The sequence below is a fragment of the Hymenobacter sp. HDW8 genome (genome assembly GCF_011305775.1).
In the GTDB taxonomy this organism is placed as follows: Bacteria; Bacteroidota; Bacteroidia; order Cytophagales; family Hymenobacteraceae; genus Hymenobacter; species Hymenobacter radiodurans.
On the sequence record NZ_CP049907.1, the window covers coordinates 3,563,295 to 3,590,262 of the forward strand.

Genomic DNA, 26,968 nt, shown 5'->3' on the forward strand with positions numbered 1-26,968 from the left:
TAAATCGTGGGCGCTTGCCTAATCAATTGATGCGTTGATTGGTTAGGCTGTTGTGGCAGGAGGTTTCGGTATCAGTGAACAACCTATTGTCAAGCAGTATATTTACAATCCGCTTAGCCGTTTATCCCCTTTTATTTCTGTGAAGTCCTTTTCTGCTCGCTTGTATGCCTCTTATACAGAAGCCGATCTGCTGCAAGCATTGCGGACAGATGATGAGGGCGCATTCGAGGAAGTCTACAAGCGGTATTGCTTCCGGCTGTTCACGGTGGCGTACCGGAAACTCAAGCAGCGGGAAGAGGCGGAAGAGTTGGTGCAAGACCTGCTGGCCGATCTGTGGAGCCGCCGCGCCACCATGCAAATTCAGCAGCTCGATCAGTACCTGTTTTCGGCCATCCGGTACCGGATTATCAACTATATAAAATCGCAAAAGCTGAAATCAGGCTACGAGTTTTATTGCCAACTCCACAACTCGGTGAGTACTGATAACACCGAGAACGCCTTAGCTATCAACGACCTGAGCGCCGCACTAATGGCTGGCGTAGAAAACCTGCCCGAAAAATCGCGGCAAATATTTGAGCTCAGCCGCCTAGAGCACTGCACTGTGCCCGAAATTTCGGTGCGGGTAAACCTGTCGGAAAAGTCAGTGGAGTACCACCTGACCAAATCTCTGAAGCTTCTGCGGAGCTATCTGCGCGATTTTCTGATGCTCACACTGTCTTTTGTTGCTTTTCTAAAATAAGATAAAGCACATAATACCAGCTATATAGACGCTGGCGGGGGGCAAATTTCGGCCGATTTTATAAAAAAAGTCAAGGTGAGTTTAGGGGTGCAGGCAAGTTAGCTGACTTGTTAAGTAGAAGCCCGCTAAACCCCCTTCCCAGTGACTGAAGACGAATTTCAAGCGTTGCTCCAACGCTACCTCGACGACCGCTGTACGCCGGCCGAGAAAGTGTTGGTAGAGCACTGGTACAACCGCCTGGATGAGGCGCAAGGCGGCATGCTGCTAAGTCAGAATCAGGAAGAAATAGAAGACGCTATTTGGCAGCGCCTCCAGCATACTAAGGTTAACGCTAGTTCTGAAACCCGCGTAGTGCCGCACCCGGCCACTTTTTGGCAGAAGCCGCTGGTGCGTTGGGCGGCTGCGTTGGTATTGTTTGCGCTCAGCGTAGGGCTGTTGCTGATGTTTGCCGAGTCTCAGGTGCGTGAGCCTCAGCAGATAGTAGCGACAGCAGATGGCTGGACTCGTCACCGGAACAATACCCAGCAAGTGCAGGAGTTTCAACTGCCGGATATGAGCCGGATTGAGCTGCACCCGGGGAGTAGCCTGCGGTATTCTACTGCTTTTGCGGGCCCCAAGCGCCAGGTTTATCTCCAAGGCGAAGCATTCTTCAAAGTCAGTAAAAATCCCGCTCGTCCCTTTCTGGTTTTCACCCGCCAAGTGGTAACCACCGTGCTGGGAACCAGCTTCAGAGTAAAAGCCTACGCCGACAGCAAAGTGGCTTCCGTGGCCGTGCGCGAAGGAAAAGTGGCTGTGCAGGCCCGCAAACCGGCTGCTTCTGATACTGCTTCGGCGTTGGTGTCGGCCCCGAGCGTGTTGCTACTGCCTAATCAACAGGTAGTGTATTCTGCTTCTAGCCAGCGGTTGAAAAAGGAGCTGGTAGATAAGCCCGTTGTGCTGGCGCCCCAGTCATTCGAGTTTGAGGAGCGCCCCGTGGCGGAAGTGTTGCAGGCTCTGGAAAAGGCCTACGGGGTTGACATCGTGTATGATAAGGAAATGCTAGCCGGCTGCACCGTCAGCATTACCTTCTACGAGGAGCCCTTATTCGAAAAACTGGGCCTCCTATGTAAGTCGCTGGATGCTTACTACAGCCTATCGGATGCGCAGATTATTCTGCATAGCAAGGGCTGCCAGCAACCGCTGGGGGGCTAATTTCTATGGATTAGCATCAGGTATATTTTGAATAAGGGTCTGATTAAAAGATAGTTGAATAAAGATCGTCGCTTTCCTTCCCCATTATTACCACCACTACATCCATTCTATGAAAAAGCTATTACGCTTTCTTCCGCCGTTCTGGTACCCTATTCGGGCGGCGGCGGTGCACATGCTGATACTGTGCATACTGGCTGGCACCGCCTCGGCACGACCAGCAGTAGCTCAGGCCGCTCTGGACCGCAAGATTACTTTACAAGTAGAGGCGCAAACGATTACTGAAACCCTCCATCAGATTGCCAAGCAGGCTGATATTCGCTTTGTATACAGCCAGCAGCTTCTGAATGCCGGACGCAGAGTAAGTGTGCAGGCCCAAGACAAGCCGGTATCTGCTATTGTGGACGAAATATTAGCCCCGCTCAAGATTCAATATGAGGTTAACAATAACCGCGTGGTGCTACGGGTGCCTTCCGGGTCACCTACCGCAAACGTTTCAGTAACAGCAGACGTCACTGTTTCAGGTAGGGTAGTGGATGCTAATGGGGGCGGCTTGCCCGGTGTAACAGTCGTAGTGAAGGGTACTACTACTGGTACCGGCACCGCCGCCGATGGCAGCTTTACCTTACAAGCTCCCGAGAACAGCGTGCTGGTATTCAGCTACGTAGGCTACAGTCGCCAGGAAATTCCCGTCACCGGCGCCACAAGCAGCCTGACCGTTACCCTGGCCGAAGACACGCAGGCGCTAAGCGAAGTAGTTGTAATTGGCTACGGTACGGCCCGTAAGAGTGACCTAACTGGTTCCGTGGCCTCGGTGAGCGGAGCCCAACTCACGCAAGTAGCTACCTCTGACCCCGTACAGTCTTTGCAAGGCCGCGTGGCGGGTGTGGAAGTAACCTCTAACAGCGGACAGCCGGGCTCCGGCACCCGCATTCGGGTGCGGGGCGTAGGTACCATCAACAATAGCGACCCGCTGTACGTGGTGGACGGTATCCAAACGAGTGACATCGGCTTTCTGCTGCCCGCTGACATCGAGTCGACTGAAATCCTGAAAGATGCCTCGGCCACGGCTATCTATGGCTCGCGGGGGCAAATGGCGTGGTAATCATCACCACCAAACACGGTAAGGCTGGACAGACGCAGTTCAACTTCTCTGGCTACACAGGCTTCCAGCAGATTCGGCGGACATTGCCCCTTACCACCGCTGCCGAGTACTCGACGCTCGTAACGGAGGCCTTCACCAACGCTGGGAAGGCGCTACCTGATTATGGTCCACTGCTACAAGACGCCATTGCAACTAACGCTGAAGGCGTTGATTACCAGGATCTGGTAACTCAGAAGGGCTTGATTACCAACTACAGCTTGTCGGCCTCGGGCGGCACTGAGCAAAACCGCTACCTGATCAGTGGCAGCTACTTTCAGCAGGACGGCATCATCAAGAATTCGGGCTTCAAGAAGTTCGTGATTCGGGTGAATGACGACATCGTGCTCACTAAGCGCATCAAGGCGGGCGTAGCGGCTACGTTTACTAACAACAGCCAGACGGGCGCCGGCGATGGTCAGGGCGGCTCGCAGCCCTACTTGGTACTGCAATACGGCCTGCAAGTCAACCCGGTGCTCAACCCGTTCGGCCCCAACGGTACCTACAATGAAGACGTCATCACGCGCAATGCGCTGAACGTGCCACGTTACCTGGACGAGCAGAAGTTTAACAAGGCACAGAACAATAACCTGTTCAGTAGCAGCTACCTCGATATTGAGTTGCTCAAGGGCCTATCGTTCCGCTCCACGTTTGGCATCAACTACTTCAACAACCACCCCAAAGTATACCAGCCCCAGTACTACATCGGCCCGGTAGACCAGCGGGCCCAGAGCGCGCTTATTGAGACGCGCAACGAGAACATCTCGTGGGTGTGGTCGAACTACGCTAACTACACCAAGGAGTTCGCCGACAATAGCTCCTTCTCGGCTACCCTCGGCCAGGAGGCCCAACGGGGCTACGGCAATGGCATCTCCATCACGGCCTTTAATGTGCCAGCCGATGCTTCCCTGCAATACGCTTCGGCCTCGCGTAGCACCGGCAACGTGGTGCGCAGCTCCCAGTACGACGGCGGCTTGCTGTCCTACTTCGGCCGGGCCAACTATAACTTCCGCGACCGGTACCTCGTGACGGGTACGCTACGCTTCGATCAAACCTCAAAGTTTCTTGGGCCAGTGCGGACGGGTACTTTCCCGTCGGTGGGCGCCGCTTGGAACATCTCCAACGAGAACTTCCTGAAAGGTGTCAGCTACGTATCGGTGCTGAAGCTGCGGGCTAGCTACGGCCAGGTGGGCAACCAAAACGCCGCCCCCAACTACGGCTACGCCTCGGTGGCAACCAACAACCAGACCTACTCTTTCAATGGAGTGGCTGCACCCGGATTGGCTATTAGCCAGATCAACAATCCGGACCTGAAGTGGGAAACGGCCGTCACCACCGACGTGGGCATTGATGCCGAGCTGTTCAACAATCAGTTGAGCATAACAGCTGACTACTTTGAGCGCCGCACCCGCGACATGATTGCCCTGCTGCCCGTGCCCGACTACGTAGGGCAGGCTCCCGCCAGCGCCAACGTAGGCGCTCTGCGCAACCGCGGCTTGGAACTGGCTCTGAACTACCGCAACGAGATAGGCAAGTTGCAGTACAACGTAGGGGTTAACTTCACTAAAATAAACAACGAAGTAACCAGCCTGGGCGGCGGCAACCCCATTGCCAGCGGCAACGTGCTGACGCAAATCGGCAACACTACTCTCACTGGTGTGGGCCGCGAAATAGCCTACTTCTACGGCTTACAGGCCGATGGCGTATTTAATAATCAGGCTGAGATTGACGCGTATAGAAACGCCGATGGGGCGCTGGTGCAGCCGGGAGCTCTACCCGGCGACGTGCGCTACCAGGATACCAATGGCGACGGCGTGATTACGGCTGCCGACAACACCTACCTGGGCAGCGGTACCCCCGACTTCAGCTACGGTGGCTCGCTGAACCTGAGCTATTCGGGCTTCGATTTCAAGATATTGCTCTACGGTGTGCAGGGCGCCGAAGCGCTGAACGGTGCGGGCTTTAACCTGAACAAGTCTGCCGACTTTGTGGGCGTGTGGAGCAACTTCTACGCGAGTCGCATGGACCGCTGGACGCCCAGCAACCCCAACAGCAACCAGCCCCGCGTCACCTCGACCGACACCAACGGTAACGACCGTTTGAGCAGCCGCTACGTGGAAGACGCCAGCTACCTGCGCGCTCGCAACATGGAGCTGGGCTACACGCTGCCCCAAGCTTTCTTGGATAAAGTGCAGGTGAGAGGTGCGCGGGTATTTGTCTCGGTTGACAATGTGTTCACCATCACCGACTACACCGGCTACGACCCCGAAATTTCGACGTCAGCTTTCTACAATAACCCCCTTGCATACGGCGTCGACTACGGCAACTATCCTCAGGCCCGCACCTACCGCCTGGGCTTCAACGTGCAGTTCTAATTAGTCATTTCCTACCTCTATGAAATCCACTCGCGCCGCTTTGCTCGGCCTGCTACTGACTACCATCCTGTCTTCTGGCTGCGAGAGCTTCTTGGATAAAGAACCCCTCGGCACCACTACCCAGGATAATCTTTTCAAAGACCCCACGAATGCCGTGCAGGCCATCAACGCCGTGTACGACGTAGCTGCCTGGGATCAGGGCCCTAAATGGGGCGACCCCAGCGGCCAGTACGTGGCCCAAACCTACGAATGGATGTTTGGCGACCTGATGACCGATGATGCCGAGAAAGGTGGCAGCTCGCCCAGCGACTTTTTGTCCTTGATTGAGCTCAAAACCTGGAACATTCCGCCTTCCAATCCGCCCGTTACCACCCTGTGGGTGCACAGCTTTACGGGTATCGCGCGGGCTAATACGGTGATTAACAACATCGATGCGGGTACCATCGATGCGGCCTTGAAGTCGCGCCTGCGGGGCGAAGCTCTGTTTCTGCGCGCGTATTTCTACTTCAACTTGGTGAAAGGCTTCGGAGGCGTGCCACTGTTTGACAAAACCCCAACGCCGACGGAAGCTCCTAACGTAGCCCGGGCCACCATCGCCCAGACCTATGCCTTTATTGAAAAGGACTTGAAGGAAGCGGCTTCTTTGCTACCGGAAAAAAGCGCCTACGCTACCGCCGATCTGGGCCGCGCTACCAAAGGCGCTGCCAACGGCTACCTAGCCCGCGTCATCATGTACCAGTTGGGTACCGTGAACGGGAACAACCACACCTGGCAGGAAGTGTACGACATCACGAGCGGTGTCATTAGCTCCAACCAGTACAGCCTGTTAGCCAACTACGCGGCCATTCACCAGGAGATTGGCGAGAATAGCAGCGAGTCGCTGTTCGAGATTCAATTTGCCACCTCCAACGACGGCTACGGCCCCATTTCGGTGGGTACGACCAGCAATATCTTTCAGAACAACCGCCGGACGTTTGGCTACGGGTTCAATAACCCCACGCAGAGCCTGGTGGATGAGTTTGAGCCCAACGACCCGCGCCGCGAAGTCACGATTATCAAGAACAACGATATCGTGCTGGGTATCCTCAACCCCGTCGACCTCACGCAGAATGCGACGGGCTACTTCAACCGCAAGGCGGCTATTATTGCCCCCAATGCCCCTGAGTCGGGGCCCCAGAACATTCGTAAACTGCGTTACGCTGATATTTTGCTGATGAAGGCCGAAGCCGCGGCTCAACTCAACAAGCCCGCCGAAGCTGTAGCCCTGGTCAATCAGGTGCGGCAGCGGGCGCGCGTTTCTACCCGGCCGCCGGGCACCCGATTGGGCACCCTCACCTACGATCCTACCAACGCGCCGGCTGGCACCCTGCCTGACCTAGCAGCTGGCCTCTCGGGCCAGGCGTTGCTGAATGCCATCTGGCACGAGCGTCGGGTGGAGTTTGGCGAAGAGTCGTTGCGCCTTTGGGACCTGATTCGCACGGGCCGCTACATGAGCACCTTGTCGCCTGAGGTGCGGGCGCGGGCCATGTCGCATGTGGCTACCGAAACCTCAGTGAATCCTTTTCCACTGCTGCCCATTTCCTTGAATGATGCCCAAAGCTGGAAGGTGCCGCAAAACCCAGGCTACTAACACTTGGCGCATTACCTCACTCACAGGCTTACCTAAGTGGTAGCGCAAGATGAGTCAAAAAAGCCCCCAGAATATTTCTGGGGGGCTTTTTTAGGTAAGTCGATTTAGATTCCGGCGCTTGCGCCCTGCACCTCAACTCTGCCCGCCCACCTGCGTTAAGGAAACTCTACGGATGCCTTAGACCCAACCTCCCATGAGCAAAGCCGAACAACCAGCCAGTACGGGCTCCGGACCCTTTTTTGAGCGCTGCTACCAGGTTTCTTTCCAGCACTCCAACTTGTCGGCCGACGAGCTATTTCACACCATCACCTGCGAGATGGAGCAATTCTCGCCCGATTTGCTAGCCGATTTTGAGAAAACGAAAGGCAAGGATCATTGCTTGGCTGTAGGCGATGAATTTAAAATTCGCATTCTGGGGCCTTGGAACGGTAGCGTGCGCGTCTCGGAAATGGGCTCGGATTTCTTTGAGCTAGTAACTCTCGAAAACCACCCCGAGGCGGGCCGAATCCGGTTTTCGCTGCGTCAGCACCCGCACTTGCCCGATACCCTGCAATTTGAGATTCACTCCTGGGCGCGCTCCCGCGACGGACTGGTGGCGTTTACCTACGATACACTCGGCATTGGCAAACAGGTGCAGGAGCAAACCTGGCGTACGTTCTGTGAGCGGGTGGCCGAGTATTGCGGTGGCTTGCCGTTGGGGCCCGTTGCCGTGGAAACCATAAAGCAGGACGATACCAAAACTGACGTGCGCCATGAGGCCTGATACCACGACTGCGCCGCCGCTTTGGGAAGTACACCGTGCCCGCTTGGCTTCGTTCAATGAGGCTAAATATAACTTTGACCCCGAGCGTGCCCAGGAGTACACCACCGCCACAGGCTGGCACGTCGATGATTACGCCACCGATTTGCCCCCCGAAGCGCCTGGTCCGCCCGCCGAGCACGGCTCCTGGGCTGCTGCGCGCCAAGTGCTGCTCAACTATACCTTCCCGCCGCCCGACCTTATTACCGGCATCTTTGTGCCCGACGCGCCCCTGGAAAAGCGCACGCTGTTGCTGCGCGGGCAGTTTTTGGGCTTCACCTTCTGGTTTGGAGTGCGCGTGGGGGGCGTTTTTGACGAAACCCGAACTACCGATACTGGTCCGGAGCAGGTGTGGGGCTACAACTACCGGACGCTGGAAGGCCATTTTGAGCGTGGAGAAATTAATTTCACCGTGCACAAGCATTTGCAAACCGGCCGGGTTGAGTTTCGTATTCATGCGTACTCGCAGCTAGGTCGCATTCGCAACCCGTTTTATTGGCTGGGCTTTAAGCTGTTTGGGCGCATGCTACAGCGGCGCTTTGCGCGGGAGTCTATGCGACGGATGCGCGAGCAAGTGGAAGAAAAACTGGCTACAGCGCAGCTCGCTAACTAGCTATCCACAATTTGTTTATAACCTGTTGATAACTAAGGCAAAAGCCCGTTTAAACCAAAGTGGGCAGTTGAGCTGCTAAACTTCCCGCCCCGCAGTGAGTTATTGAATTTCGCTCTTTTTAGAACTCTCCAAAACCAAGACCATGACCCAAGTAAAAGGCTACGCGGCCGAGACGGCCAACGCGCCCCTGACTCCCTTCAACTTTGAGCGCCGCGAAGTAGGCCCGCACGATGTGCAAATAGAGATTTTGTTCTGTGGCGTATGCCACTCCGACGTGCACCAGGTCCGCGACGAGTGGGGCGGCTCCATATTCCCAATGGTGCCCGGCCACGAAATTGTGGGTCGCGTAACGCAAGTCGGCGACCATGTCAAGAAGTTTAAAACCGGCGACCTAGCTGGCGTCGGCTGTATGGTTGACTCCTGCCGCACGTGTTCGAGCTGTGAGCAGCAACTGGAGCAATACTGCGAAGTTGGCTTCGTAGGCACTTACAACGGCCGCGAGTACAAAACCCAGGAGCCAACATATGGCGGCTATTCCAACCAAGTAGTGGTTGATGAAAACTTCGTGCTGCGTGTATCGGATAAGCTTGATTTAGCGCGCGTAGCGCCGCTGTTGTGCGCTGGAATCACTACATACTCGCCGCTGCGCCAGTGGAATGTGAAGCAAGGCGACCGGGTAGGTGTAATGGGCCTCGGTGGCCTGGGCCATATGGCCGTGAAGCTGGCCGCCGCGATGGGCGCCGAAGTAACGGTACTTAGCACTTCCCCCAATAAGGAAGCGGACGCGAAGGCTCTGGGCGCTCACAAATTCGTGGTGACCAAGGACAAGGAAGCCATGAAAGAAGTCCAGAACTACTTCGACATCATCATCAACACCGTTTCCGCGCCCCTCGACCTGAACCTCTACCTAGCTACCCTGCGCCTTGATGGTACTATGGTACTGCTCGGCGTGCCACCAGAAGCGCCCCAGGTTCATGCCTTCAACCTCATTAGCAAGCGTCGCCGCCTGGCCGGCTCGCTCATCGGCGGCATTCAGGAAACTCAGGAAATGCTTGATTTCTGCGCTGAGCACAACATTATGTCGGACGTGGAAATCATTCCCATCGATCAGATTAACGAAGCCTACGACCGCATGGTAAAAAGCGACGTGAAGTATCGTTTCGTAATTGATATGGCTACGCTGTAAAACTGCAGCTTTAGTGAAGAAAAAGGGTCGTCAGCAATGATGACCCTTTTTCTTTGGCCAGTAAGGAAGCGACAGGTTGAGGTTACCGCATTTCGTTTCGTAGTTGTAGTAGCCGGTTTGTAATGCGCCGCCCATCTAAGCGATTCATCACCTGCATCTCTCACTCAACCCATGTAACACGCCATGATTTATGCTTTTCCCATCTTCACAGAAGAATGCAGCCAGTCGCCGAAACAGCGAAAGCGGGCTAACCGCCTCGCATTGTTGCTCTTTACGCTCACGGCCATCGCAGGACTGGCAGTCAAGTACTGGTCTTAGCCAACAGTTACCGAATAGCAAAACAGGTTCTTATCGCTCGGCTAATACCTCTTTGTAAATTGTAAAACGAACGAATATTAACTGAAAAAGGCCTCCTATCAGCATAGCTAGGAGGCCTTTTGCGTTTTTAAATAAGGGCAAATAGTCTTTACTCTCGAAATAGCTTTTTATCAGCGTAAAAGGTGCCGAATGGAACAAGGGAAGCCAGAAAAGCCAACACAGCTTTTTTGAAAGACCAGCCCAATTCGATGGTCGCCATAATTACCAGCAGCACATACAGTACGAACAGCAGCCCATGAGCCATGCCCACCATGCGCACGGCTTCAGGCAAGCCAGCTATGTACTTTAGCGGCATCGCAATGCCGAGTAAAACGAGAAACGAAAGCCCCTCCAAAAAGCCAACGATGCGCAGGCGACCAAGGGTAGAAGAAAGTAAAGCAAGCATAGGAAATGATGTGTCTGGGGGGCAAAAATAAAGGGAGAAGGCCAACTAAATGACAATGCAGCAAGCTCAACTTAGCTGCAAAAATTATAGGGTAGCCACTTCCAAAGCAGGCGTTTGCGGTTGGGTTCTTCCTGGATAAGCTAGCAATGCTTTTTCCAGACAGGTCAATGCGGCATTCAGCGTATCGAGGTTGAACACGTAAGCAAGGCGTACTTCGTCGCGGCCACGGCCTGGGGTAGCGTAAAAGCCAGCGGCGGGCGTAATCATCACCGTTTGATTTTCATGCGAAAACGACTCCAGCAGCCATTGCCCGAAAGCCTGGCAGTCGTCGACGGGCAGGCGGGCCATGACGTAAAACGCGCCTCCCGGCATGGGGCACTCTACGCCCGGCATAGCGCGTAGGCGGCTCACCATGAGGTCGCGACGGGCTAGGTATTCCGTTTTGGTGGCGTCGAAGTAGGTGGGAGGTAAATCGGTGGCAGCTTCACCGAGTAACTGCGCCAGGCCGGGCGGGCTTATCCGCATCTGCGCAAACTTTAAAGCAACAGCGTATAGCTCTTTGTTTTTAGTAACAAAAGCCCCCAAACGGGCTCCGCAGGCGCTATAGCGCTTCGATATAGTATCCAGCAACACCACGTGCTTATCCACGCCATCCAGGTGCAGGGCACTCACGTAGGGCGAATCGTAGCAGAACTCGCGGTAGGCTTCGTCGGAAAACAAATACAAGTGGTGGCGCAGGCAAATGTCGCGCAACTGCTCCAACTCCTCGTGCCGATATACGTGGCCCGTGGGGTTATTCGGGTTGCAGATGAGAATAGCCTTGGTGCGCGGGGTGATTACTCTCTCGAATTCATCAATCGGCGGCAGCGCAAACCCATTTTCAATGTGTGCTAGTACGGGCACAATATGTACCCCAGCGGCCACGGTAAAGGCCGTGTAAGCGCCATAAAACGGCTCCGACATGATAATCTCGTCGCCTGGATTCAGGCAGCTCAGCATGGCAAACAAAATAGCCTCCGAGCCGCCCGCCGTCACCAGAATTTCGTCGGCCGTCACGTGGATGCCGGCGCGCTGGTAATAGGCGGCCAGCTTCTGGCGGTAGCTCTCGTGGCCGGCACTGGCGCTGTACTCCAGCACCCGGATATTGGCTTTCTGCACTGCCTCGAGCACCGCGGGAGGCGTCTCTATATCAGGCTGCCCGATATTTAAGTGATGCACCTGAAGGCCGCGTTTGCGGGCCGCTTCGGCGTGGGGCAACAACTTCCTAAAAGGCGACACGGGCATAGCGTGGCCTCGCTTCGATACTTCCAACATACCCAAAGATACGGCCGTAAGTAGAATTGCCCCAGTATCTTGCCTAACTTCCTATCTATTACCTGTCACTTCAAATCAACTAAAATGCCCCCAATGATACCCGGGAAGTGTGGCTGCGCGGTCCATTGCCCGATGTGCCGCCTCTGCTCCAGCCCGTCGCCCATGCCCTGCTCCAAGCCCGCGAAGAGGTAACCAAACTGCTGCACGGCTTCCCCGAAACACTACTTTGGGAGAAGCCGGCGGGTGTGGCTTCGGTTGGTTTTCACCTCCAGCACCTCACCGGTGTGCTCGACCGCATTTTCACGTACGCCAGAGGCCAACAACTCACACCTGAGCAATTGGAGATGCTGGCTATAGAAGGAAAATGCCCCCAGAGGGCTGTTTAGTAGCCGAGCTAGTAGACGTTTTCCAGAATCAGGTAGAGCAAGCGCTTGCTCAGCTCCGCATCACCGACGAAGCCACCCTAACGGAGCCGCGGGGCGTCGGGCGGGCCATGCTGCCATCGACGGTGCTAGGTTTGCTCGTGCACGCTGCCGAGCACACCATGCGCCACGTGGGGCAGCTTTCCGTGACAGCTCGGGTGCTAAAGCACGCCGCTGAGGCATACTAAATAAACTGGCCGCCGCTGCCAAGGAGCAACGACGGCCGAGTTTGCCTTGTACACGAGCGTTTACTTCTTATTCGTGGCCCGAATTGCTTTCACTTCAGCCGCTGATATACTGGTGGCTTTGTTGCCGAAGCTATTGCGTACATACGTCAGTAAATCAGCAATCTGCTTGTCGGTGAGAGCGTCGAAGGCAGGCATTATGTTGGCGTATGATTCGCCGTCGATATCCTCGCCTTCCATACCGTTGAGTACCACTTTCACCAATCGGGCTTTATCGCCAAGTACCCAAGTTGTTTGGTTTAGAGGAGGGTTCATCCGGTCTACGCCGCCGCCATCGGCCAGATGGCAGGTCAGGCAGTTCTGCACATACACCGCTTTGCCTGCCGCAAGCGTAGCGGCCGACACAGCGGCTGGTTTGGCAGCGGTAGTGGTGGCGCTTCTAGTGGTTGACTTAGCTTTGGGGGGCATTTTTTGTTGAGCAACGGCCGAATGGCTAAGCCAGGTCAGCGCGCACACAACGAGCAATATCTGTTTCATCAAAGAGCTTATCTTTTAGCGTAAACAATCATTGTAATTTCTGCTCTTATGTCAAAAACTCAATTTTGAGCCTGTAGTAACAATGTTTAAAGGAAAGAAGGTGCTCGAACAATCAGTTTTCAGCCCTGTCTGCCTTTCGCTTACCTCTTGAAAAAACCTTCTAGTTTGCGCTCGTCTTACTCCTCATTCGGCCTGAATGTTATGACTTCGCTGCGGCTTTTAGATAAGCCTCCCAAGACCTCGCCCGCAGCGGCGGTAAAGGCCCCAGGATTCGCCTTACCCTCGGTCCCTTCTCTCAAAGAAGAGGGGGAGCCACGGCGGCACAACTACAAATGATTAATGCTTGAACGGTGGCACCGGCGTTGGTCGGGTCCTGGGTGATGGTTAGGGTAGCTAGCAGCAGGCTGAGCGGCAGCGGGTACCCGTCTGGTCAGGATCAGACAATGGCATCTAGATGGCGTCCAGCCCCGGCAAGCCCAGCAGACCAGCGGCTTGCCGCGCCACGGTTTTGACACTGGCGACATCCGGGCCGGTGATGGTCAGGTGGCCCATCTTGCGACCTGCGCGCGCTTGCGCTTTGCCATACAGATGCAGGTGGGTTCCCGGCAGGCTCAGCACGGAGCGCCAGTCCGGCTCCTGTGGTTGACCGGTGGCGTCAAACCACACCTCGCCCAGCAAGTTCAGCATAATGGCCGGGGAATGCTGGCGCGGCTGCGGCAAGGGCAAGCCCGCCATGGCATGAACCTGCAGGTCAAACTGCGACGCGTCACAGGCATCCAGGGTATAGTGGCCGCTGTTGTGCGGGCGCGGGGCCATCTCATTAACCACCAGTCCGCCGTGCGCGCTGCCGTCTTCCACCACAAAAAACTCGACGCACAGCACCCCGACATAGCCCAGATGATGCGCGATGGACACGGCCGCGTCGCGCGCCCTAGTTGCCAGGGCGGGGGGCAAATTTCCTTCGTAGGCGTGGGTCACGGCCAAAATACCATCGACGTGCACGTTGCGCTGCGGGGCGAAGCTGACGACTTGCCCATCCCAGCCGCGCGCCACCAGCACCGAACACTCGGCGGTGAGGGGCAGCATCTTTTCCAGCACGCAGGCCACGCCGCCCAGCTCCGCCCAGGCAGTAGCCAGTTCAGCGGCGGACTTGACGCGGACCTGACCCTTGCCATCGTAGCCCATGCGCGCGGTTTTCAGAATGCCGGGCAGCAAATCCGCCCGCTCGTCCAGCACGGCCTGCAGCTTGGCAGCCGTTTCAATCACGGCATAGGGCGCACAGCTCACCCCCGATACGGCCGCGCAGGCCGCGAAATGAGCTTTTTCCTCGATGCGGTTTTGGGCAATGCCCACCACGGCCGCACTAGGTGCCACGGGGCGGGTCAGCGCCAGCGTTTGTAGAGCCTGGGCTGGTACATTTTCGAACTCGGTGGTGATGGCCTGGCACAGCTGGGCCAGTTGCGCCAATCCGGCCGGGTCGTCGTAGCCGGTCCGGATGTGGTGGTGACTCACCAGCCCGGCTGGGCTTTGCGCGTCGGGCTCCAGCACGGCAGTAAGGTAACCCAGGTGCTGGGCGGCATGCACAAACATCCGACCCAGCTGGCCGCCCCCCAGCACCCCCAAGGTGGCCCGCTGGCCCGCAGCGTCCACACTGCCTGGGTAAACCGGGGTCATGGCTGTTGTAACGTGATTATCGGCGCTCATAGCGGCAAGGTCATGGCGCGAGCGGCTTCGGTTTGTTCGGCGCGAAATGCCTGTAGCTTGGCTGCCAAGTTCGGATCGTGCAAGGCCAGCAGGCTAATGGCGAACAAGGCCGCATTAGCCGCTCCGGCATTGCCAATCGCAAACGTGGCCACGGGTATTCCCTTGGGCATTTGCACGATGCTGTGCAGCGAATCCACCCCCTGCAAATGGCGGCTGGCCACCGGTACCCCCAGTACGGGCACTATTGTCTTGGCAGCCAGCATGCCCGGCAGGTGGGCGGCCCCACCCGCGCCGGCGATGATGGCCTGCAAGCCACGCGGACCGGCCTGTTCGGCGTAGGCAAACAAGTCGTCGGGCATGCGGTGGGCCGACACCACGCGCGCTTCGTGGGCCACGCCAAACTGGGCGAGAATCTGCACGGCATGCTGCATGGTGTCCCAGTCGCTGCTGGAGCCCATGACCACGCCGATTAGGGGTTTTGGGGTACTAAGGAAAGAAAGAGTGCTCATTGAAATGTGGTTAGGCGTCATGCTGAGCTTGTCGAAGCATCTCTACCGCTTCGTTGTGCGGTCAACGAAGTTCGTTTTGGTAGCTCGATATGTTGTCGACATGTATCCAAGTAGCTATTGCTTGAAAAGCGACTCCTTGTGGCTGGGTGGTGAATGTTACCTGAAAGCGTGTCCCGTCGTGAATGACACTTAGGGCTCCAATGCCGCTCCCGCCGGGAATAGTGCATTGAATTAGCTCGGTTTGAATCAGGTTTAGACTCAGTTGAACTGTGTTGGATTTCTGCTGCACCCATTTGATTGGAGCATCAACAGGGAAATCCTTTAAGTCGAAACGAAGCCTACATTGCAGGTCACCTCCACAGATAACAGATAATTCATGTAACTGCACTTGCGATAACGATGGGGGCTCCGCCGGGTAAATACTTGTTATTGTTTTGGGATTTAAAACGTGCTCAACCCACATCGAGATAGTACTTAATTAGATTCAGCGTTTGCAGCCGTGTGAACGAAGCAGTAAAGATGCTTCGACAAGCTCAGCATGACACTTTACTTCTAGCGCTCCAGCAGGATATCCGTACCTAAAATCACCAGGTCTACCCGACCTTTCAGCGTCTGGTCGATGAAGGGCGTGTTCTGGGATTTAGATTTCATGAATTCCCGCGTGAAGGTCGTTTCCGCTTCGGTATCGAACAAGACGCAGTTGGCTTCCTGGCCAACTTCAATGGTGGGTACCGGCAGGTCCATCAGGCGGCGGGGCTCCGCCGAATAGCGCTTTACCACCACGTCCCACCCGAATTTGCCGGGCTCTACGAAGAAGTGATGGAGCGACACCAAGGCCGTATCCAGGCCGGTGATGCCGTTGGGCGCGCTGATGAAATCCTGGGCTTTTTCGAACGGCGTGTGCGGCGCGTGGTCGGTGGCAATGAGGTCGAAGACGCCTTCAATGAGTCCTTCCAGCAACGCATCACAATCCGCCTGCGTCCGCAGCGGCGGGTTCATTTTGTAGTTTGTGTCGTAGTCGCCGATGTGCTCGTCGATGAACAACAGGTGGTGCGGGGTCACTTCCGCCGTGACTTTCACGTCGCCGCGCGATTTCCACCAGCGGATGGTCTCCATGCCGAGCTTGCTGGACACGTGCTGGATGTGCACGTGCGCGCCGGCCGCCCGGGCCAGGCGGATGTCGCGGTCGATAATGATTTCCTCCGCACACGCAGGCGAGCCTTTGATGCCGAGCCGGTAGCTCATCACCCCTTCGTTGAGCGCGCGCGGCCCGGCCAGTTCCGGCACCTCGCAGTGGCTAGCGAAAAACATCCCAAACTCGGTGGCGTACTGCATGGCCCGCAACAGCACGGCCGGGTCGCTGGTGGTATCGCCGTCGTCGGTAAGCATTTTCACCCCGAGCTGGCGCATACCTTCGATTTCCGCCAGTTCCTTGCCCTCGCGGTTCTTGGTGACGCAGCCGGAGGTGTACACCGGAATGCGCGAACGATGCCTGGCATTTTCCAGCACAGTGTCCACGGCGGTGGCCGAGTCGAGGGCCGGGCGGGTGTTGGGCATCATGACGACGCCGGTCACGCCGCCGTTGATGGCCGCCTCGCTGCCCGTGGTGATGGTTTCCTTGTTCTCAAACCCGGGGGCGCGGAAATGGACGTGGGCATCAAACATGGCCGGCATAAGCACGCGACCCCGTGCATCAATGACGCGGGCGCCCTCGGGAATGGCTAGGTTGCTGCCGATGTCCTGGATTTTTCCTTCGACAATCAGGACATCGCTCTCAAGTAGCACGGGTGAATTTTCGGAGGCGATGCGGGCGTTTTGAAGGAGAAGCATGAAGTGATATTTTCTGTAAACCAGAGGGTTATGGAAGATGTAAGTTAAACAGTGGAGTCAACCGCCGCATCCGGCGGTTAGGGCATAATTACCGTCGAGCTGGCTCGCTGCGGGGTGGCATACGCTTCCTGTCGCGGGAACTCTCCGCCCGGCGTAAGCCAGTCGAGTACGGCCATGCGAACAGAAATCCCGTTTTCTACCTGGTTGGTGATCAGGCTGCGCTCGTAGTCCATAACGGCGTCGCACAGTTCGACCCCCCGGTTCACGGGGCCGGGGTGCATGATGTAGAGGCCCCTGTCGCTGATTTCCGCCAGCCGGGTGTTGGTGATGCCGTAGACCCGATGATATTCGCGGACACTGGGGAAAAACTGCACGTCCTGGCGCTCCAGCTGCACGCGGAGCAGGTACACCACATCGGGCGCCCAGGCCATGGCCGCCTCATAGTCGGTGAACCGGGGAATGGTGGCTGGGCCGTACTTGGGCACTAGCGAGCCTGGGCCGAGGTAAGCAACGTCGACGCCCAGCTTTTGCAGCAGGGTGCTGGTAGAGCGCGCGACGCGGGAGTGGAGAATATCCCCGATGATGAGGACTCTTTTGCCCCGAGGGTCGGGGAATTTTTCCTTGATGGTGAAAGCGTCTAGCAGGGCTTGGGTGGGGTGCGCGTGCGCCCCGTCGCCGGCATTGATAACCGACGCCGTGGTTTGGCGGGCAATCATGCCGGGCAGGCCGGAGTGACCGTGGCGGACGACGATGTAGTCGGTGCGCATGGCCTGGAGCGTCTCAATTGTTTCGCGCACCGACTCGCCCTTGGTGATGGAGGAGTGGTCGATGTTGAAATTCGTTACCTCCGCCGAGAGGCGTTTGGCCGCGACCTCGAAGGAGGAGTGCGTCCGGGTGCTGGCCTCATAGAACAGCATAAGCACGGACTTACCCTCGAGGGCGGGTATTTTTTTCACCGAGCGGGTGAATAGTTTTTTAAAGGACGTGGATTGGTCGAGCAGGAACTCGATTTCCTCACGGTGGAGGGATGCGATGTCGAGCAGGTCTTTACGTGCCATACCGGAATTGAGGAAAATAAGTACGTGTTCAGTCGTAAGAGACGGGTAAGACTATCCATTTTCGATGCGCCTACCCCGCGTTTGCGTTATGAAGTGTGAAGTGGCCGCAGCGCGGCAGCCGAGGAACTCAAGGGACATAAAAAAACCGTTTCGAAATCCGAAACGGTAGTGGGGCAACTCTCAGAAAAAACAACGGAAATACCAGAGGCAAAATCGGGAGAACCGATGGTGACAAAGACCTTCCGGTCCACTCGCAGTTCCCTGCCGAGCAGGGTTCCACGCTTCAGGAACAAGTTTTTTGGTTGAAGCATGCTACAAAACTACGGCATTGTTGCGCCCGGCACCGCATCGGCAATGTTGATTTTTTTTCGTGCTGCTTTTCTCAACTTTTATTTTCGACCCTACGGGCTAAACGACGCGCTTTTTGTCATTCCTGTCGCCAGCAAAAAAAATTATGGCCCGCGTAACCAATTGCTTTGCAAGCACAATCCACTCTAACTTTAGCTCTTTATTCCGCTCGCCTCAGCTAGCGGACCGTCACGCTCCGGCGGCAAGCAGCCCATGAACTACTCGATCGTTCATGGGCTGATTCATTTTCGGCCGGCAACTATGTAGCAATTGTTAGTATAGCGGTTACCCGGTTTTATTCTCTTCGCATTATTCGCTAAAATTCAGTTAGGCTATATGAGAACCGGGTATCCGGGCCTAATTGGTATTTTTTGACTCTCTAGCGTAGACAATGCGGTAAATCGTGCCCTGCTTGTCGTCGGTAACGTAGAGCGAGCCATCAGGGCCTTGGGCTAGGCCGCAAGGCTTGTGGTCCGGCCGACCGGCAGTGGCTTTTTCCGGTGAGCCAGCAAAATTATCCGCAAATACTTCCCACTCGCCGGAAGGCTTGCCGTCTTTAAACGGCTGGAAAGCTATGTAATAGCCTTTTTGTGGCTCGGGGGCGCGGTTCCAAGAGCCGTGGAAGGCGATGAAAGCCCCGTTGCGGTATTTCTCCGGAAACATGGTGCCCGTGTAGAACAGCAGCGCGTTGGGCGCCGTGTGAGCGGGGTAGGCCGCCGCCGGATCTATGTAGTTGCCGGTGGCTACTTTCTTGCCGTCGCCGCCGTACTCGGGAGCCATCATCTTCTTGCGCTGCACGTTGTCGTAATAGATGTAGGGCCAGCCGGCGTTATCCCCTTTATTGAGGGCGTACATGCACTCGGCTGGTAGCTCCGCCGACTGCTTTGTGTCGTACAATTCCGGGAAGTTGTCGTGGAGCTGGTCGCGGCCATGCTGCATTACAAAAAGCTGGTTCGCTTGGGTGTTCCAATCCAAGCCTACCACGTTGCGCAGGCCGGTGGCATAGCGCACACCGTCGCCATAGGTTTGGTTGAGCTTATCGGCTCGGAACTGCCAAATGCCCCCCGCCGAATCTAGCACCGGACAATTGGGCTTACCCAGCGAGCCTTTCTGCCGGTCTTTCACCTGACAGGCATTGGAATACGCCCCAATATTGACGTAGATATTTCCCGCCTTATCCTGGGCTATCGACTTGCTTTCGTGCTGTCGCCGATTGATAAGGCCGGTAATAATCTTCTCGGGCTGGGTGGGGTTGGTTACTTCGCCTTTCGCGTTCAGCTTGTAGCGAAACACTTCCTCATCGGAGGAAGCATACAAAAAGCCGGGCACGCTGTAGATGCCCGTACCACCGTAGCTGCCAAACCCATTTACAACTTCCGCCTTGCCGCCGCTTGTCTCGCGCAGCACCAAAATGCCTTTGCCCTCTTTGTTGGGTCGGTTCAACTTGACATACATGGTGCCCTGGGGCGTCACGGTGATATGGCGTGTGCGAGCGCCGGTTTCGGCTACTTTCAGGGCGCCAAAGCCAGCTGGTAGCTTCAGGCCAGCATTATCGGGGTCGGCCAGCACCTTATTCTCAGTTTTGAGAGCAAACAAAGACAAGCTCCCGACCAGGGCCGTTGGGAGCAGCAAGTAGCGGGACAAATGGTTCTTCATAGATGAAAATGGTTCGTTGGATCTGTGTATACGGGATGCGGAAGCAAGTAAACTATTTGCCGGCAAGAAGGTAACAGCCCTGCGCAAGGAGTGTTGATGGCGAGTAAATACTGCCGGGATAATGCGCCACCACGGGTTGGCTTTCCGGCGCCTGCTACCTGAACATCACTACCTAAAAAAGCCCCCCGCAGCAGGGTTTCTGCCCACATTAACCTTACAGTTGGGTTCGCCGTTTCAGCCTCATTCATTTATACTATTCTATGAAGCATTTCTCCGCCCTCCTGATTTCCGTCACGCTCCTGCTGGCGCCCAAGCCGAATGCTACTGCCCAGCAAGCACCTGCCTCACCCTACCGAACCAGCTTCGCCGTCGATGCACCTATTACGCTGGGCATGGGGGCTCTGGGCGGGCTGGGCCTATACCTAGTGCAGCAGAAAAGTGGGCTAAACGACACCGAACTGGCTGCCCTCGATAAAAACGACGTGCCCAAGTTCGACCGTTTTGTGGCCGGCAACTACAGCGACCGGGCCCAAACCGTGGGCGACCTGCTCTGCTATCCTTCCCTGGTGATTGCGCCCGGTTTGCTGGCGCTCAATAAGGATGTGCGCGGGCACTACGGCCAGATCCTCGGGCTGTACCTCCAAACGATGGCTACCTCCTCTGCCGCCTTCACCATGACCGTGGGCACCGTGTACCGCTACCGTCCGTTTCTCTACGGCACGGAAGGCGGCGGCGACCGCAACAGCAAGATTTCTACTAATTCATTCTTCGCCGGCCACACCGCCCACACTGCCACGGCCACTTTCTTCGCCGCCAAAGTATTCCACGATTTCCACCCCGATTCGCCCGCTGAGCCCTTCGTGTGGGGTGCCGCTGCCCTCGTGCCCGCCGCCGTTGCCTACTCTCGCATGGAAGCCGGCAAGCATTTCCTTTCCGACAATATTGTGGGCTATGCCGTGGGCGCCACCGTCGGGATTGTGGTGCCGCAGCTCCATAAAACGGCTGGCCGCCGTGGCTTCTCTATGGTGCCTGTGCAGGGCGTAAACGTGAACGGGTACTCGTATGGTGGCTTGCTGCTGACCAAGCTGCTATAGACTTCAGTACCTGAATAAAAAGCCCCCCACAGCTTCCTGCTGGCACAACTACTCGTTATGCCAAATGCGTGTAGCAAGTGGGTGGCCAGGCTATGCATAATACATAGGATATTATGTATATTTCCAGGATGAAGTATGCTCTAGCGGTAAGTTTGATTACGTGCCTTTGTTTGCAGGGAAAAGCGCAGGATTCCGCTCCTTTATCCCACCCAACAACTGTGGCGCAGGTAGAACCTATGCAACAAAGACCCTTCAGAAATAAGGTTGTCTACTTTGGGGCCAGCGTGGGGGGCAATTTTTCCGTCATGAACTTCAACAAAGGCTACCCGAAGCCGCCTGCTCCCGTTGAAAATAACTGGAAGCCGGGCTTTACCGCTGGCTTGCTGGTAGGAATTAGGCTGAATGAAAAACTTGCTTTTCAGCAGGAATATCTGTGGTCTCGCCTACAGGGCAAGGAAACTAACAGCGCCACGGACTACCGTTTCGATTATCTCTCCCTGCCGGTTCTGATTCGATATACTGTTTTCCCTCGCGTCAGCCTCTTGGCTGGGCCACAGTTCGATTTGTTGATTCAGGCCAAAGAGCGTACAAACGGCCAAGCAACGACTACTACCAACGATACAGAGGAGCGAAGTATTGGTGCTACAGCCGGCGTAGGGGTGAGTCTACTGAATAATGTAAGCCTCAGCGCCCGCTATACGCATGGCCTGAATCATATCATGCTCAAGCAACGCTCGAGTCTACAGGAGTTCAAGTTTCAATCAGTGCAGGTATCGGTTGCCGCTATTTTTTAATTTCACCAACGGCTACTGGCGCGTGCTTGTACCTCCACTGCAAGACTAGTCACGAGCTACTAACTCGCGCCAGTTAGGGGATAAAACTTCTTGCGACTTATTTATTTAATTTATAAAATATCTGGGGCATTGTTTCCGCGTCAATAGCTTCCATATCTATAAGTCGCAATGCTTTTACCATCTTAATAGTAGTGGTTTTGTATTTCTGAAAATGCGGAGTTTTTAAATGTGACTCATAGGCACCCTTGTTCTTATACATTTCTAAAATTCTTATTTGAGTTGGGTTATCTTTCTGATACATCGGATAAATAGCGATAACACCCGGCTCCAACCGAACAGAAGCTGCAGATTCTTCTTTTAGAATTGCATTATATTCTTGCAGATAATTAGCATGTATTTCTATTTCAGAAATTCTAATCATCATGTCATTTATCTGAACATTGTTATTTAGTTGGCTCGAATTATCACAGGAATTGAATAATAATATGGCCATAAAAGCCTTGAAAAATATGTGTAGTGCTTTCATATTAAGGTAAGTTGAAGGAGGCATACATAATGTAAGCACCATGAGTATGAAATGCTATAAAAACGAAAGGCCGTGGTGAGTTATCACCGCGGCCTTTCGTTTTTATAGTTACTACTACATATCCTTAATAATCTCGTCGCCAAATTCGCTGCATTTCAACAGCGTAGCGCCTTCCATCAAACGCTCGAAGTCGTAGGTTACGCGCTTGGAGGCGATGGCGGTTTCGAGGCCTTTGTAGATGAGGTCGGCTGCTTCCTGCCAGCCCAGGTGCTCCAGCATCAAAGCGCCGGAGAGAATTACCGAGCCGGGGTTTACTTTGTCCTGGCCAGCGTACTTGGGAGCCGTGCCGTGGGTAGCTTCGAAGATGGCGTGGCCGGTGAGGTAGTTGATATTGGCCCCCGGCGCAATGCCGATACCACCCACGATGGCCGCCAGCGCGTCGGAGATATAGTCGCCGTTCAGGTTCAGGGTTGCTACCACCGAGTAATCAGCGGGGCGGAGCAGAATCTGCTGTAGGAACGCATCCGCGATGCTGTCTTTGATCAGGATTTTGCCGCCGTCGAGAGCTGCTTTCTGCTGGGCATTGGCTACGTCTTGGCCCTGCTTGGCGGCTACGCGGTCGTACTGCGCCCAGGTGTACACTTTGTCGCCAAACTCGCGCTCAGCCAACTCATAACCCCAGGTTTTGAATGCACCCTCGGTGAACTTCATAATGTTGCCCTTGTGCACGATGGTCACAGAAGGCTTTTTGTGCTCGATGGCATACTCAATAGCCGCACGTACCAAGCGCTCAGTGCCTTCCTTCGACACTGGCTTAATGCCAAACGACGACGACTCCGGGAAGCGAATCTTCTTTACGCCCATCTCATCTTGCAGGAATTCCAGCATTTTCTGAGCCTGAGGCGTGCCATTCATGTACTCGATGCCGGCGTAGATATCCTCAGTGTTTTCCCGGAAGATAACCATGTCGGTCAGTTCGGGCTGCTTCACGGGAGAAGGCACACCTTCAAACCAACGCACCGGGCGCACGCACGCGTACAGGTCTAGCTCCTGACGCAGGGCCACATTCAGGGAGCGAATGCCACCGCCTACGGGCGTCGTCAGGGGGCCTTTTATGCCTACCAAGTACTCGCGGAAGGCATCTAAGGTCTCATTGGGCAGCCAGTTGCCGGTTTGCTTAAACGACTTTTCGCCGGCCATCACCTCTTTCCACATCAGCTGGCGCTTACCGCCATAGGCTTTCTCCACGGCCGCGTCAAGCACACGCCGGGAAGCAGCCCAAATGTCCGGTCCCGTACCGTCGCCTTCAATGAAGGGAATGGTAGGCTTATCGGGTACATTCAGCTTGCCGTTTTTGATGGTGATCTTCTGTTCTGCCATTGTCAAGAGTTGTCAGTGGTTAGTTGACAGTTATTAGTATGAAATTGGAGTTGTTACTGTGCTGGGGGGCTTTTTAGTACCCAAATATCTCGCGCAGCGTGAGCTGCTCTACTTTGCCATACTTGGCCAGCTCCTTAAAGTTCAAGCGGTCTTTCGAGCCAATAACCAGAATAGTCTGCGCTTGATTTTTCACCTTCGCTTCCTGAAATTTCTTCAGGTCGTCGAAGCTCATATTGGCCGTTTTCTCATACACGTCGCGCCGCAAATCGTAGTCGAGGCCCAAGCGTTTGGCGCGCTCGTAGCTGAACAGGATATCCGACTTAGTGATGCGCTCCGTGGCAATGCTATTGCGAATGGAGTTTTTGGCGATTTGCAGGTTAGCCTCAGCCACGGGCATGTCGTTGAGTAGGGTCGCCATACCAGTCATAGCTTCCGGAAGCTTGTCGCTCTGCGTACCGATGTAGCTCATCACGAAGTTGGAGCGGCCGAGCTTGTCAGCATTGGCGTAGCGCGAGTAGGCCGAGTAAGCCAGCGCCTTAGATTCGCGCAGCTCCTGAAACACGATGCTGCCCATACCGCTGCCGAAGTACTCGTTGTACAAGCTCACCGTGGGCACCAAGGTTTTGTCGTATACGTCACCCTTGGTCAGGAACAGGATTTCAGCCTGCACCATATTGTAGTCCACCCAATACACCTTGCGGTCCTTCATAGGCTGCTCGGCAAAATCCTTGTTTGCAGGCACGGGCGTGAGCGTGGGGGGCGTTTTGTGGCCCGTGTTCAATACTGCTACCAACCCATTGGCTGGACGGGGACCATAGTACAGCGCACGGTGCTGATAGGAAGTCAGCTTCTTGGTAAGAGCCGTCAGATCCTGAGGCTTCAGTGCTTTTAGCTCCTTCTCGGAAAGCTGGGTTGTGAAAGGATTCTTGGGACCATACTTGGCGTAGTTCAGCATCGCCTGACTCAAAATCACCTGCTTATTTAGCTTGGCGTCCTTGCGGGCTTTCAGCACACCAGCCACCATATCGCTCAGGGCCTTAGCATCGGGCTTGGGATTAGCGAGCAGGCTTTCAAACAGCTGCAACGCTGGCTCAAAATTGCTGTCCAGACCAGCCAGGCTCACGTACACACGGTCGGCGCCGCTGCTCACGCTGAACGAGCAGCCGAGCTTATAAAACTCCTGCTGCAACTGCGCCGCCGAGTATTTATCAGTGCCGAGGTATTGCAGGTAATCAGCCGCCAAACCCAGCTTAGGGTCGTTATTGGTGCCAAGGTCGAGGATATAGTACAGGTTGAATAGCTCGTTTTCGGTGTTCTTGGTGTAAAACACCGGCACGCCCGAAGCCAGCTTCAATTCTTGTATATCCTTCTTGTAATCAACGAATACCGGCTGCAATTCTGGGCTCGGCTTGTCTACTACTTCCTTGTAGAAACTAGAAGCCACCTCCCGATTTACCGGCACCGGCGTAATAGCGGGCTTCACTACTTTGGGCGTGCTGGTGTCTTTGCCCGTGCGCTTGTAAATGAGCGCGTAGTTGTTCTGGTAATACTCGTTGGCTACTTTCAGCACATCCTCCTTCGTGGTGGCGGCAAACATCTCCTGCTGCCGCAGGTACTCTTTCCACGACTGCCGCGCCACGAAAGCTGACACAAAAGCACCAGCGCGAGCCTCATTGCTCTCGTAGCTCTTGGTGCGCTGCAGCTTTTCGTTGTTGATGATGGCCGGAATCAGCCAATCCGGAAAGTCGCCCTTCTTCACCTTGTCCAGTTGGCCCAGCAGCAAGTCGCGCACTTGGTCCAAGCTTTGGCCCTGGCGAGGCGTAGCGTAGAGAATATGGGAAGAGTAGTCGTTATTGATATCGGTGAATGAAGCCGCCTGCAACACCTTCTGCTGCTGGTTCAGGTTCAGGTCAATCAAACCGGCCTGTCCGTTGGTCAGAATCTTGTCGATCATGCGCAGTACCACCGTATTGGGCGTGCCCGTGGTCGTGCCGCGGAAGCGGAAGCCCAGCATCACGTTCTCGGCATCCGGCCCCACAATTTCCTTCACGATGGGTGCCGTAATGGGGGCTTCCTGTGCAACGGTAAACGTAGGCTCGGCCTTACGAGGCAGCTTGCCAAAGTACTGATCAATGATGCGAATGTTCTGATCGTAATCCAGGTCGCCGCTCAGGGCCAGCGCTACGTTGTTCGGAACGTAATACTTGTCGAAATAAGCCTTAATCTCCGTGATGGAGGGGTTTTGCAAGTGCTCAATGGTACCAATAGTCGTTTGGGTACCATACTGGTGCTTCTGGTACAGACTGGCATTTAGCGCCTGGTACGCCTTACTGAAGTCGTCGTCGAGGGTCCGGTTTTTCTCTTCATAAACGGCCTCCAACTCCGTGTGAAACAAGCGCGGTACCATTTCGCCCAGGCGCTCAGCCTGAATGGCGGCCCATTTCTCCAACTGGTTGCTCGGAATGTCTTCCTGATACACCGTCTGCTCCACGGAGGTGTAAGCGTTGGAGCCTTTGGCGCCGATAGCGCCCATCACTTTGTCGTACTCGTTGGCCACGGCATACTTAGCCGCTACCCCCGATACAGAATCGATCTGGTGGTAAAGCTGCTTGCGCAACGCTACGTCGCGGGTACCACGATACTTCTCGTAAAGTGCTTCAATCTTCGCTAGTTCGGTCTTCTCTGCTTCCCAGTTTTGGGTGCCCAAGCGCGAGGTGCCTTTGAACACCATGTGCTCCAGGTAGTGCGCTAGGCCGGTGGCAGTACTCGGGTCGTTCTTGGACCCTGCCCGCACCGCCATGTATGTCTGGATGCGGGGCGCATCATCGTAATCCGACAAATAGACCGTCAGGCCATTGTCGAGAGTATAAATGCGTGCTTTGAGTGGGTCGCCTTCTACTGTCTCGTATTTGTATTCTTTGGCGGCTGGGGCACTGGCTTGGGTTGTAGCATCAGTGGGGGCATTGCCAGTAGAGGCCGTCTTCGTTGATTGGCACTCGGTAGTCAGGCCAAGCGCGGCTATGGCCGGAAATAGAAGCAGAAAAGGTTTTTTCACAGAATTTCCGGTGCAGAAAACAGGGCAGAGCAATAAGAAATCAAAGATACTTGGTGGGGGCTGGAATTAAAAACGATACAGCATTTAGGTAAGATTATGCTGTATCTAAGCCGAAAAGGTGG

22 protein-coding genes and 1 pseudogene are annotated in these 26,968 nt (G+C 55.3%); 11 read left to right on the forward strand and 12 right to left on the reverse strand.

All coding sequences use genetic code 11. From position 1 onward, the window contains the following. Positions 1-139 precede the first annotated feature (139 nt). The 8 genes from G7064_RS15215 (at position 140) to G7064_RS15250 (ending at position 9,671) form a co-directional block, all read left to right on the forward strand. Entirely contained in the window at positions 140-739 is a 600-nt protein-coding gene (locus tag G7064_RS15215) for an RNA polymerase sigma-70 factor (RefSeq protein ID WP_166074255.1), read from the forward strand. A gap of 141 nt (positions 740-880) precedes the next feature. Further along, positions 881-1,930: a FecR family protein gene (locus tag G7064_RS15220; RefSeq protein ID WP_166074256.1), complete on the forward strand. Its 1,050-nt coding sequence runs from the start codon at positions 881-883 to the stop codon at positions 1,928-1,930. Positions 1,931-2,039: 109 nt separating this feature from the next. Then, positions 2,040-3,032, forward strand: coding sequence for an STN domain-containing protein (locus G7064_RS15225; RefSeq protein ID WP_166074257.1), 993 nt, complete (start codon positions 2,040-2,042; stop codon positions 3,030-3,032). Beyond that, a complete protein-coding gene (locus G7064_RS15230) occupies positions 3,026-5,443 on the forward strand; it encodes a SusC/RagA family TonB-linked outer membrane protein (RefSeq protein WP_166074258.1) in 2,418 nt (805 codons plus the stop codon). Before G7064_RS15225 ends, G7064_RS15230 begins: the two co-directional genes overlap by 7 nt. 19 nt (positions 5,444-5,462) lie before the next feature. Continuing rightward, a complete protein-coding gene (locus G7064_RS15235; protein ID WP_166074259.1) occupies positions 5,463-7,073 on the forward strand; it encodes a RagB/SusD family nutrient uptake outer membrane protein in 1,611 nt (536 codons plus the stop codon). 193 nt (positions 7,074-7,266) lie between these two features. Then, positions 7,267-7,836 (forward strand): DUF1990 family protein, encoded by a 570-nt coding sequence (locus tag G7064_RS15240; RefSeq protein ID WP_166074260.1) that lies wholly within the window; start codon positions 7,267-7,269, stop codon positions 7,834-7,836. Then, on the forward strand, positions 7,826-8,485 hold the full coding sequence (locus tag G7064_RS15245) for a DUF1990 domain-containing protein (RefSeq protein ID WP_166074262.1): 660 nt from the start codon (positions 7,826-7,828) through the stop codon (positions 8,483-8,485). Before G7064_RS15240 ends, G7064_RS15245 begins: the two co-directional genes overlap by 11 nt. A gap of 142 nt (positions 8,486-8,627) precedes the next feature. After that, entirely contained in the window at positions 8,628-9,671 is a 1,044-nt protein-coding gene (locus G7064_RS15250) for an NAD(P)-dependent alcohol dehydrogenase (RefSeq protein WP_166074263.1), read from the forward strand. A 466-nt stretch (positions 9,672-10,137) separates the two neighbouring features. Here the strand turns inward: G7064_RS15250 and G7064_RS15255 are convergent, their stop codons facing one another. Both G7064_RS15255 and G7064_RS15260 read right to left on the reverse strand, forming a co-directional pair. Further along, a complete protein-coding gene (locus G7064_RS15255; RefSeq protein ID WP_166074264.1) occupies positions 10,138-10,434 on the reverse strand; it encodes a DUF3817 domain-containing protein in 297 nt (98 codons plus the stop codon). A gap of 84 nt (positions 10,435-10,518) precedes the next feature. After that, complete coding sequence (locus tag G7064_RS15260; RefSeq protein WP_166074265.1) at positions 10,519-11,748, reverse strand: pyridoxal phosphate-dependent aminotransferase; 1,230 nt, start codon at positions 11,746-11,748, stop codon at positions 10,519-10,521. 107 nt (positions 11,749-11,855) lie between these two features. Here G7064_RS15260 and G7064_RS15265 point away from each other — a divergent pair. Then, positions 11,856-12,358, forward strand: a pseudogene (locus G7064_RS15265) (DinB family protein). A gap of 60 nt (positions 12,359-12,418) precedes the next feature. Here G7064_RS15265 and G7064_RS15270 read toward each other — a convergent pair. From G7064_RS15270 to G7064_RS15295, 7 genes are all read right to left on the reverse strand, one after another. Beyond that, a complete protein-coding gene (locus G7064_RS15270; protein WP_240935520.1) occupies positions 12,419-12,892 on the reverse strand; it encodes a c-type cytochrome in 474 nt (157 codons plus the stop codon). A 450-nt stretch (positions 12,893-13,342) separates the two neighbouring features. Then, on the reverse strand, positions 13,343-14,596 hold the full coding sequence (locus G7064_RS15275) for a 5-(carboxyamino)imidazole ribonucleotide synthase (protein WP_205711124.1): 1,254 nt from the start codon (positions 14,594-14,596) through the stop codon (positions 13,343-13,345). Next, the gene (purE, locus tag G7064_RS15280; RefSeq protein WP_166074266.1) at positions 14,593-15,105 is read right to left on the reverse strand and encodes a 5-(carboxyamino)imidazole ribonucleotide mutase; all 513 of its coding nucleotides are present in this window, start codon (positions 15,103-15,105) and stop codon (positions 14,593-14,595) included. Before purE ends, G7064_RS15275 begins: the two co-directional genes overlap by 4 nt. Positions 15,106-15,166: 61 nt before the next feature. Then, a complete protein-coding gene (locus tag G7064_RS23295; protein ID WP_410505503.1) occupies positions 15,167-15,568 on the reverse strand; it encodes an Imm50 family immunity protein in 402 nt (133 codons plus the stop codon). An 89-nt stretch (positions 15,569-15,657) separates the two neighbouring features. Continuing rightward, positions 15,658-16,935 carry a dihydroorotase gene (locus G7064_RS15285; RefSeq protein WP_166074268.1) on the reverse strand — a complete coding sequence of 426 codons (1,278 nt, stop codon included), beginning with the start codon at positions 16,933-16,935 and terminating at the stop codon, positions 15,658-15,660. Between the two features lie 77 nt (positions 16,936-17,012). Next, a complete protein-coding gene (locus G7064_RS15290) occupies positions 17,013-17,993 on the reverse strand; it encodes an aspartate carbamoyltransferase catalytic subunit (RefSeq protein ID WP_166074269.1) in 981 nt (326 codons plus the stop codon). A gap of 705 nt (positions 17,994-18,698) precedes the next feature. Further along, positions 18,699-19,997 (reverse strand): PQQ-dependent sugar dehydrogenase, encoded by a 1,299-nt coding sequence (locus G7064_RS15295; RefSeq protein WP_166074270.1) that lies wholly within the window; start codon positions 19,995-19,997, stop codon positions 18,699-18,701. Positions 19,998-20,257: 260 nt separating this feature from the next. Between G7064_RS15295 and G7064_RS15300 the strand changes: the two genes are divergently transcribed. Together G7064_RS15300 and G7064_RS15305 are read left to right on the forward strand one after the other, a co-directional pair. Next, the gene (locus G7064_RS15300) at positions 20,258-21,091 is read left to right on the forward strand and encodes a phosphatase PAP2 family protein (protein WP_166074271.1); all 834 of its coding nucleotides are present in this window, start codon (positions 20,258-20,260) and stop codon (positions 21,089-21,091) included. A 236-nt stretch (positions 21,092-21,327) separates the two neighbouring features. Further along, the gene (locus G7064_RS15305) at positions 21,328-21,885 is read left to right on the forward strand and encodes a porin family protein (RefSeq protein WP_166074272.1); all 558 of its coding nucleotides are present in this window, start codon (positions 21,328-21,330) and stop codon (positions 21,883-21,885) included. Between the two features lie 97 nt (positions 21,886-21,982). Here G7064_RS15305 and G7064_RS15310 read toward each other — a convergent pair whose 3' ends face one another. The 3 genes from G7064_RS15310 to G7064_RS15320 form a co-directional block, all read right to left on the reverse strand. Further along, positions 21,983-22,411, reverse strand: coding sequence for a putative quinol monooxygenase (locus tag G7064_RS15310; RefSeq protein WP_166074273.1), 429 nt, complete (start codon positions 22,409-22,411; stop codon positions 21,983-21,985). A 114-nt stretch (positions 22,412-22,525) separates the two neighbouring features. After that, on the reverse strand, positions 22,526-23,791 hold the full coding sequence (gene icd, locus G7064_RS15315) for an NADP-dependent isocitrate dehydrogenase (protein ID WP_166074274.1): 1,266 nt from the start codon (positions 23,789-23,791) through the stop codon (positions 22,526-22,528). 73 nt (positions 23,792-23,864) lie between these two features. Beyond that, positions 23,865-26,846 (reverse strand): M16 family metallopeptidase, encoded by a 2,982-nt coding sequence (locus tag G7064_RS15320; protein ID WP_240935521.1) that lies wholly within the window; start codon positions 26,844-26,846, stop codon positions 23,865-23,867. Positions 26,847-26,968 lie beyond the last annotated feature (122 nt).

Coding starts and splice junctions, on each gene's coding strand:
- G7064_RS15225 (WP_166074257.1), top strand. CDS start 2,040: ATGAAAAAGCTATTACGCTTTCTTCCGCCGTTCTGGTACCCTATTCGG.
- G7064_RS15235 (WP_166074259.1), top strand. CDS start 5,463: ATGAAATCCACTCGCGCCGCTTTGCTCGGCCTGCTACTGACTACCATC.
- G7064_RS15240 (WP_166074260.1), top strand. CDS start 7,267: ATGAGCAAAGCCGAACAACCAGCCAGTACGGGCTCCGGACCCTTTTTT.
- G7064_RS15245 (WP_166074262.1), top strand. CDS start 7,826: ATGAGGCCTGATACCACGACTGCGCCGCCGCTTTGGGAAGTACACCGT.
- G7064_RS15250 (WP_166074263.1), top strand. CDS start 8,628: ATGACCCAAGTAAAAGGCTACGCGGCCGAGACGGCCAACGCGCCCCTG.
- G7064_RS15255 (WP_166074264.1), bottom strand. CDS start 10,434: ATGCTTGCTTTACTTTCTTCTACCCTTGGTCGCCTGCGCATCGTTGGC.
- G7064_RS15260 (WP_166074265.1), bottom strand. CDS start 11,748: ATGTTGGAAGTATCGAAGCGAGGCCACGCTATGCCCGTGTCGCCTTTT.
- G7064_RS15270 (WP_240935520.1), bottom strand. CDS start 12,892: ATGAAACAGATATTGCTCGTTGTGTGCGCGCTGACCTGGCTTAGCCAT.
- G7064_RS15275 (WP_205711124.1), bottom strand. CDS start 14,596: ATGAGCGCCGATAATCACGTTACAACAGCCATGACCCCGGTTTACCCA.
- purE (WP_166074266.1), bottom strand. CDS start 15,105: ATGAGCACTCTTTCTTTCCTTAGTACCCCAAAACCCCTAATCGGCGTG.
- G7064_RS23295 (WP_410505503.1), bottom strand. CDS start 15,568: ATGTGGGTTGAGCACGTTTTAAATCCCAAAACAATAACAAGTATTTAC.
- G7064_RS15285 (WP_166074268.1), bottom strand. CDS start 16,935: ATGCTTCTCCTTCAAAACGCCCGCATCGCCTCCGAAAATTCACCCGTG.
- G7064_RS15290 (WP_166074269.1), bottom strand. CDS start 17,993: ATGGCACGTAAAGACCTGCTCGACATCGCATCCCTCCACCGTGAGGAA.
- G7064_RS15295 (WP_166074270.1), bottom strand. CDS start 19,997: ATGAAGAACCATTTGTCCCGCTACTTGCTGCTCCCAACGGCCCTGGTC.
- G7064_RS15300 (WP_166074271.1), top strand. CDS start 20,258: ATGAAGCATTTCTCCGCCCTCCTGATTTCCGTCACGCTCCTGCTGGCG.
- G7064_RS15305 (WP_166074272.1), top strand. CDS start 21,328: ATGCAACAAAGACCCTTCAGAAATAAGGTTGTCTACTTTGGGGCCAGC.
- G7064_RS15310 (WP_166074273.1), bottom strand. CDS start 22,411: ATGAAAGCACTACACATATTTTTCAAGGCTTTTATGGCCATATTATTA.
- icd (WP_166074274.1), bottom strand. CDS start 23,791: ATGGCAGAACAGAAGATCACCATCAAAAACGGCAAGCTGAATGTACCC.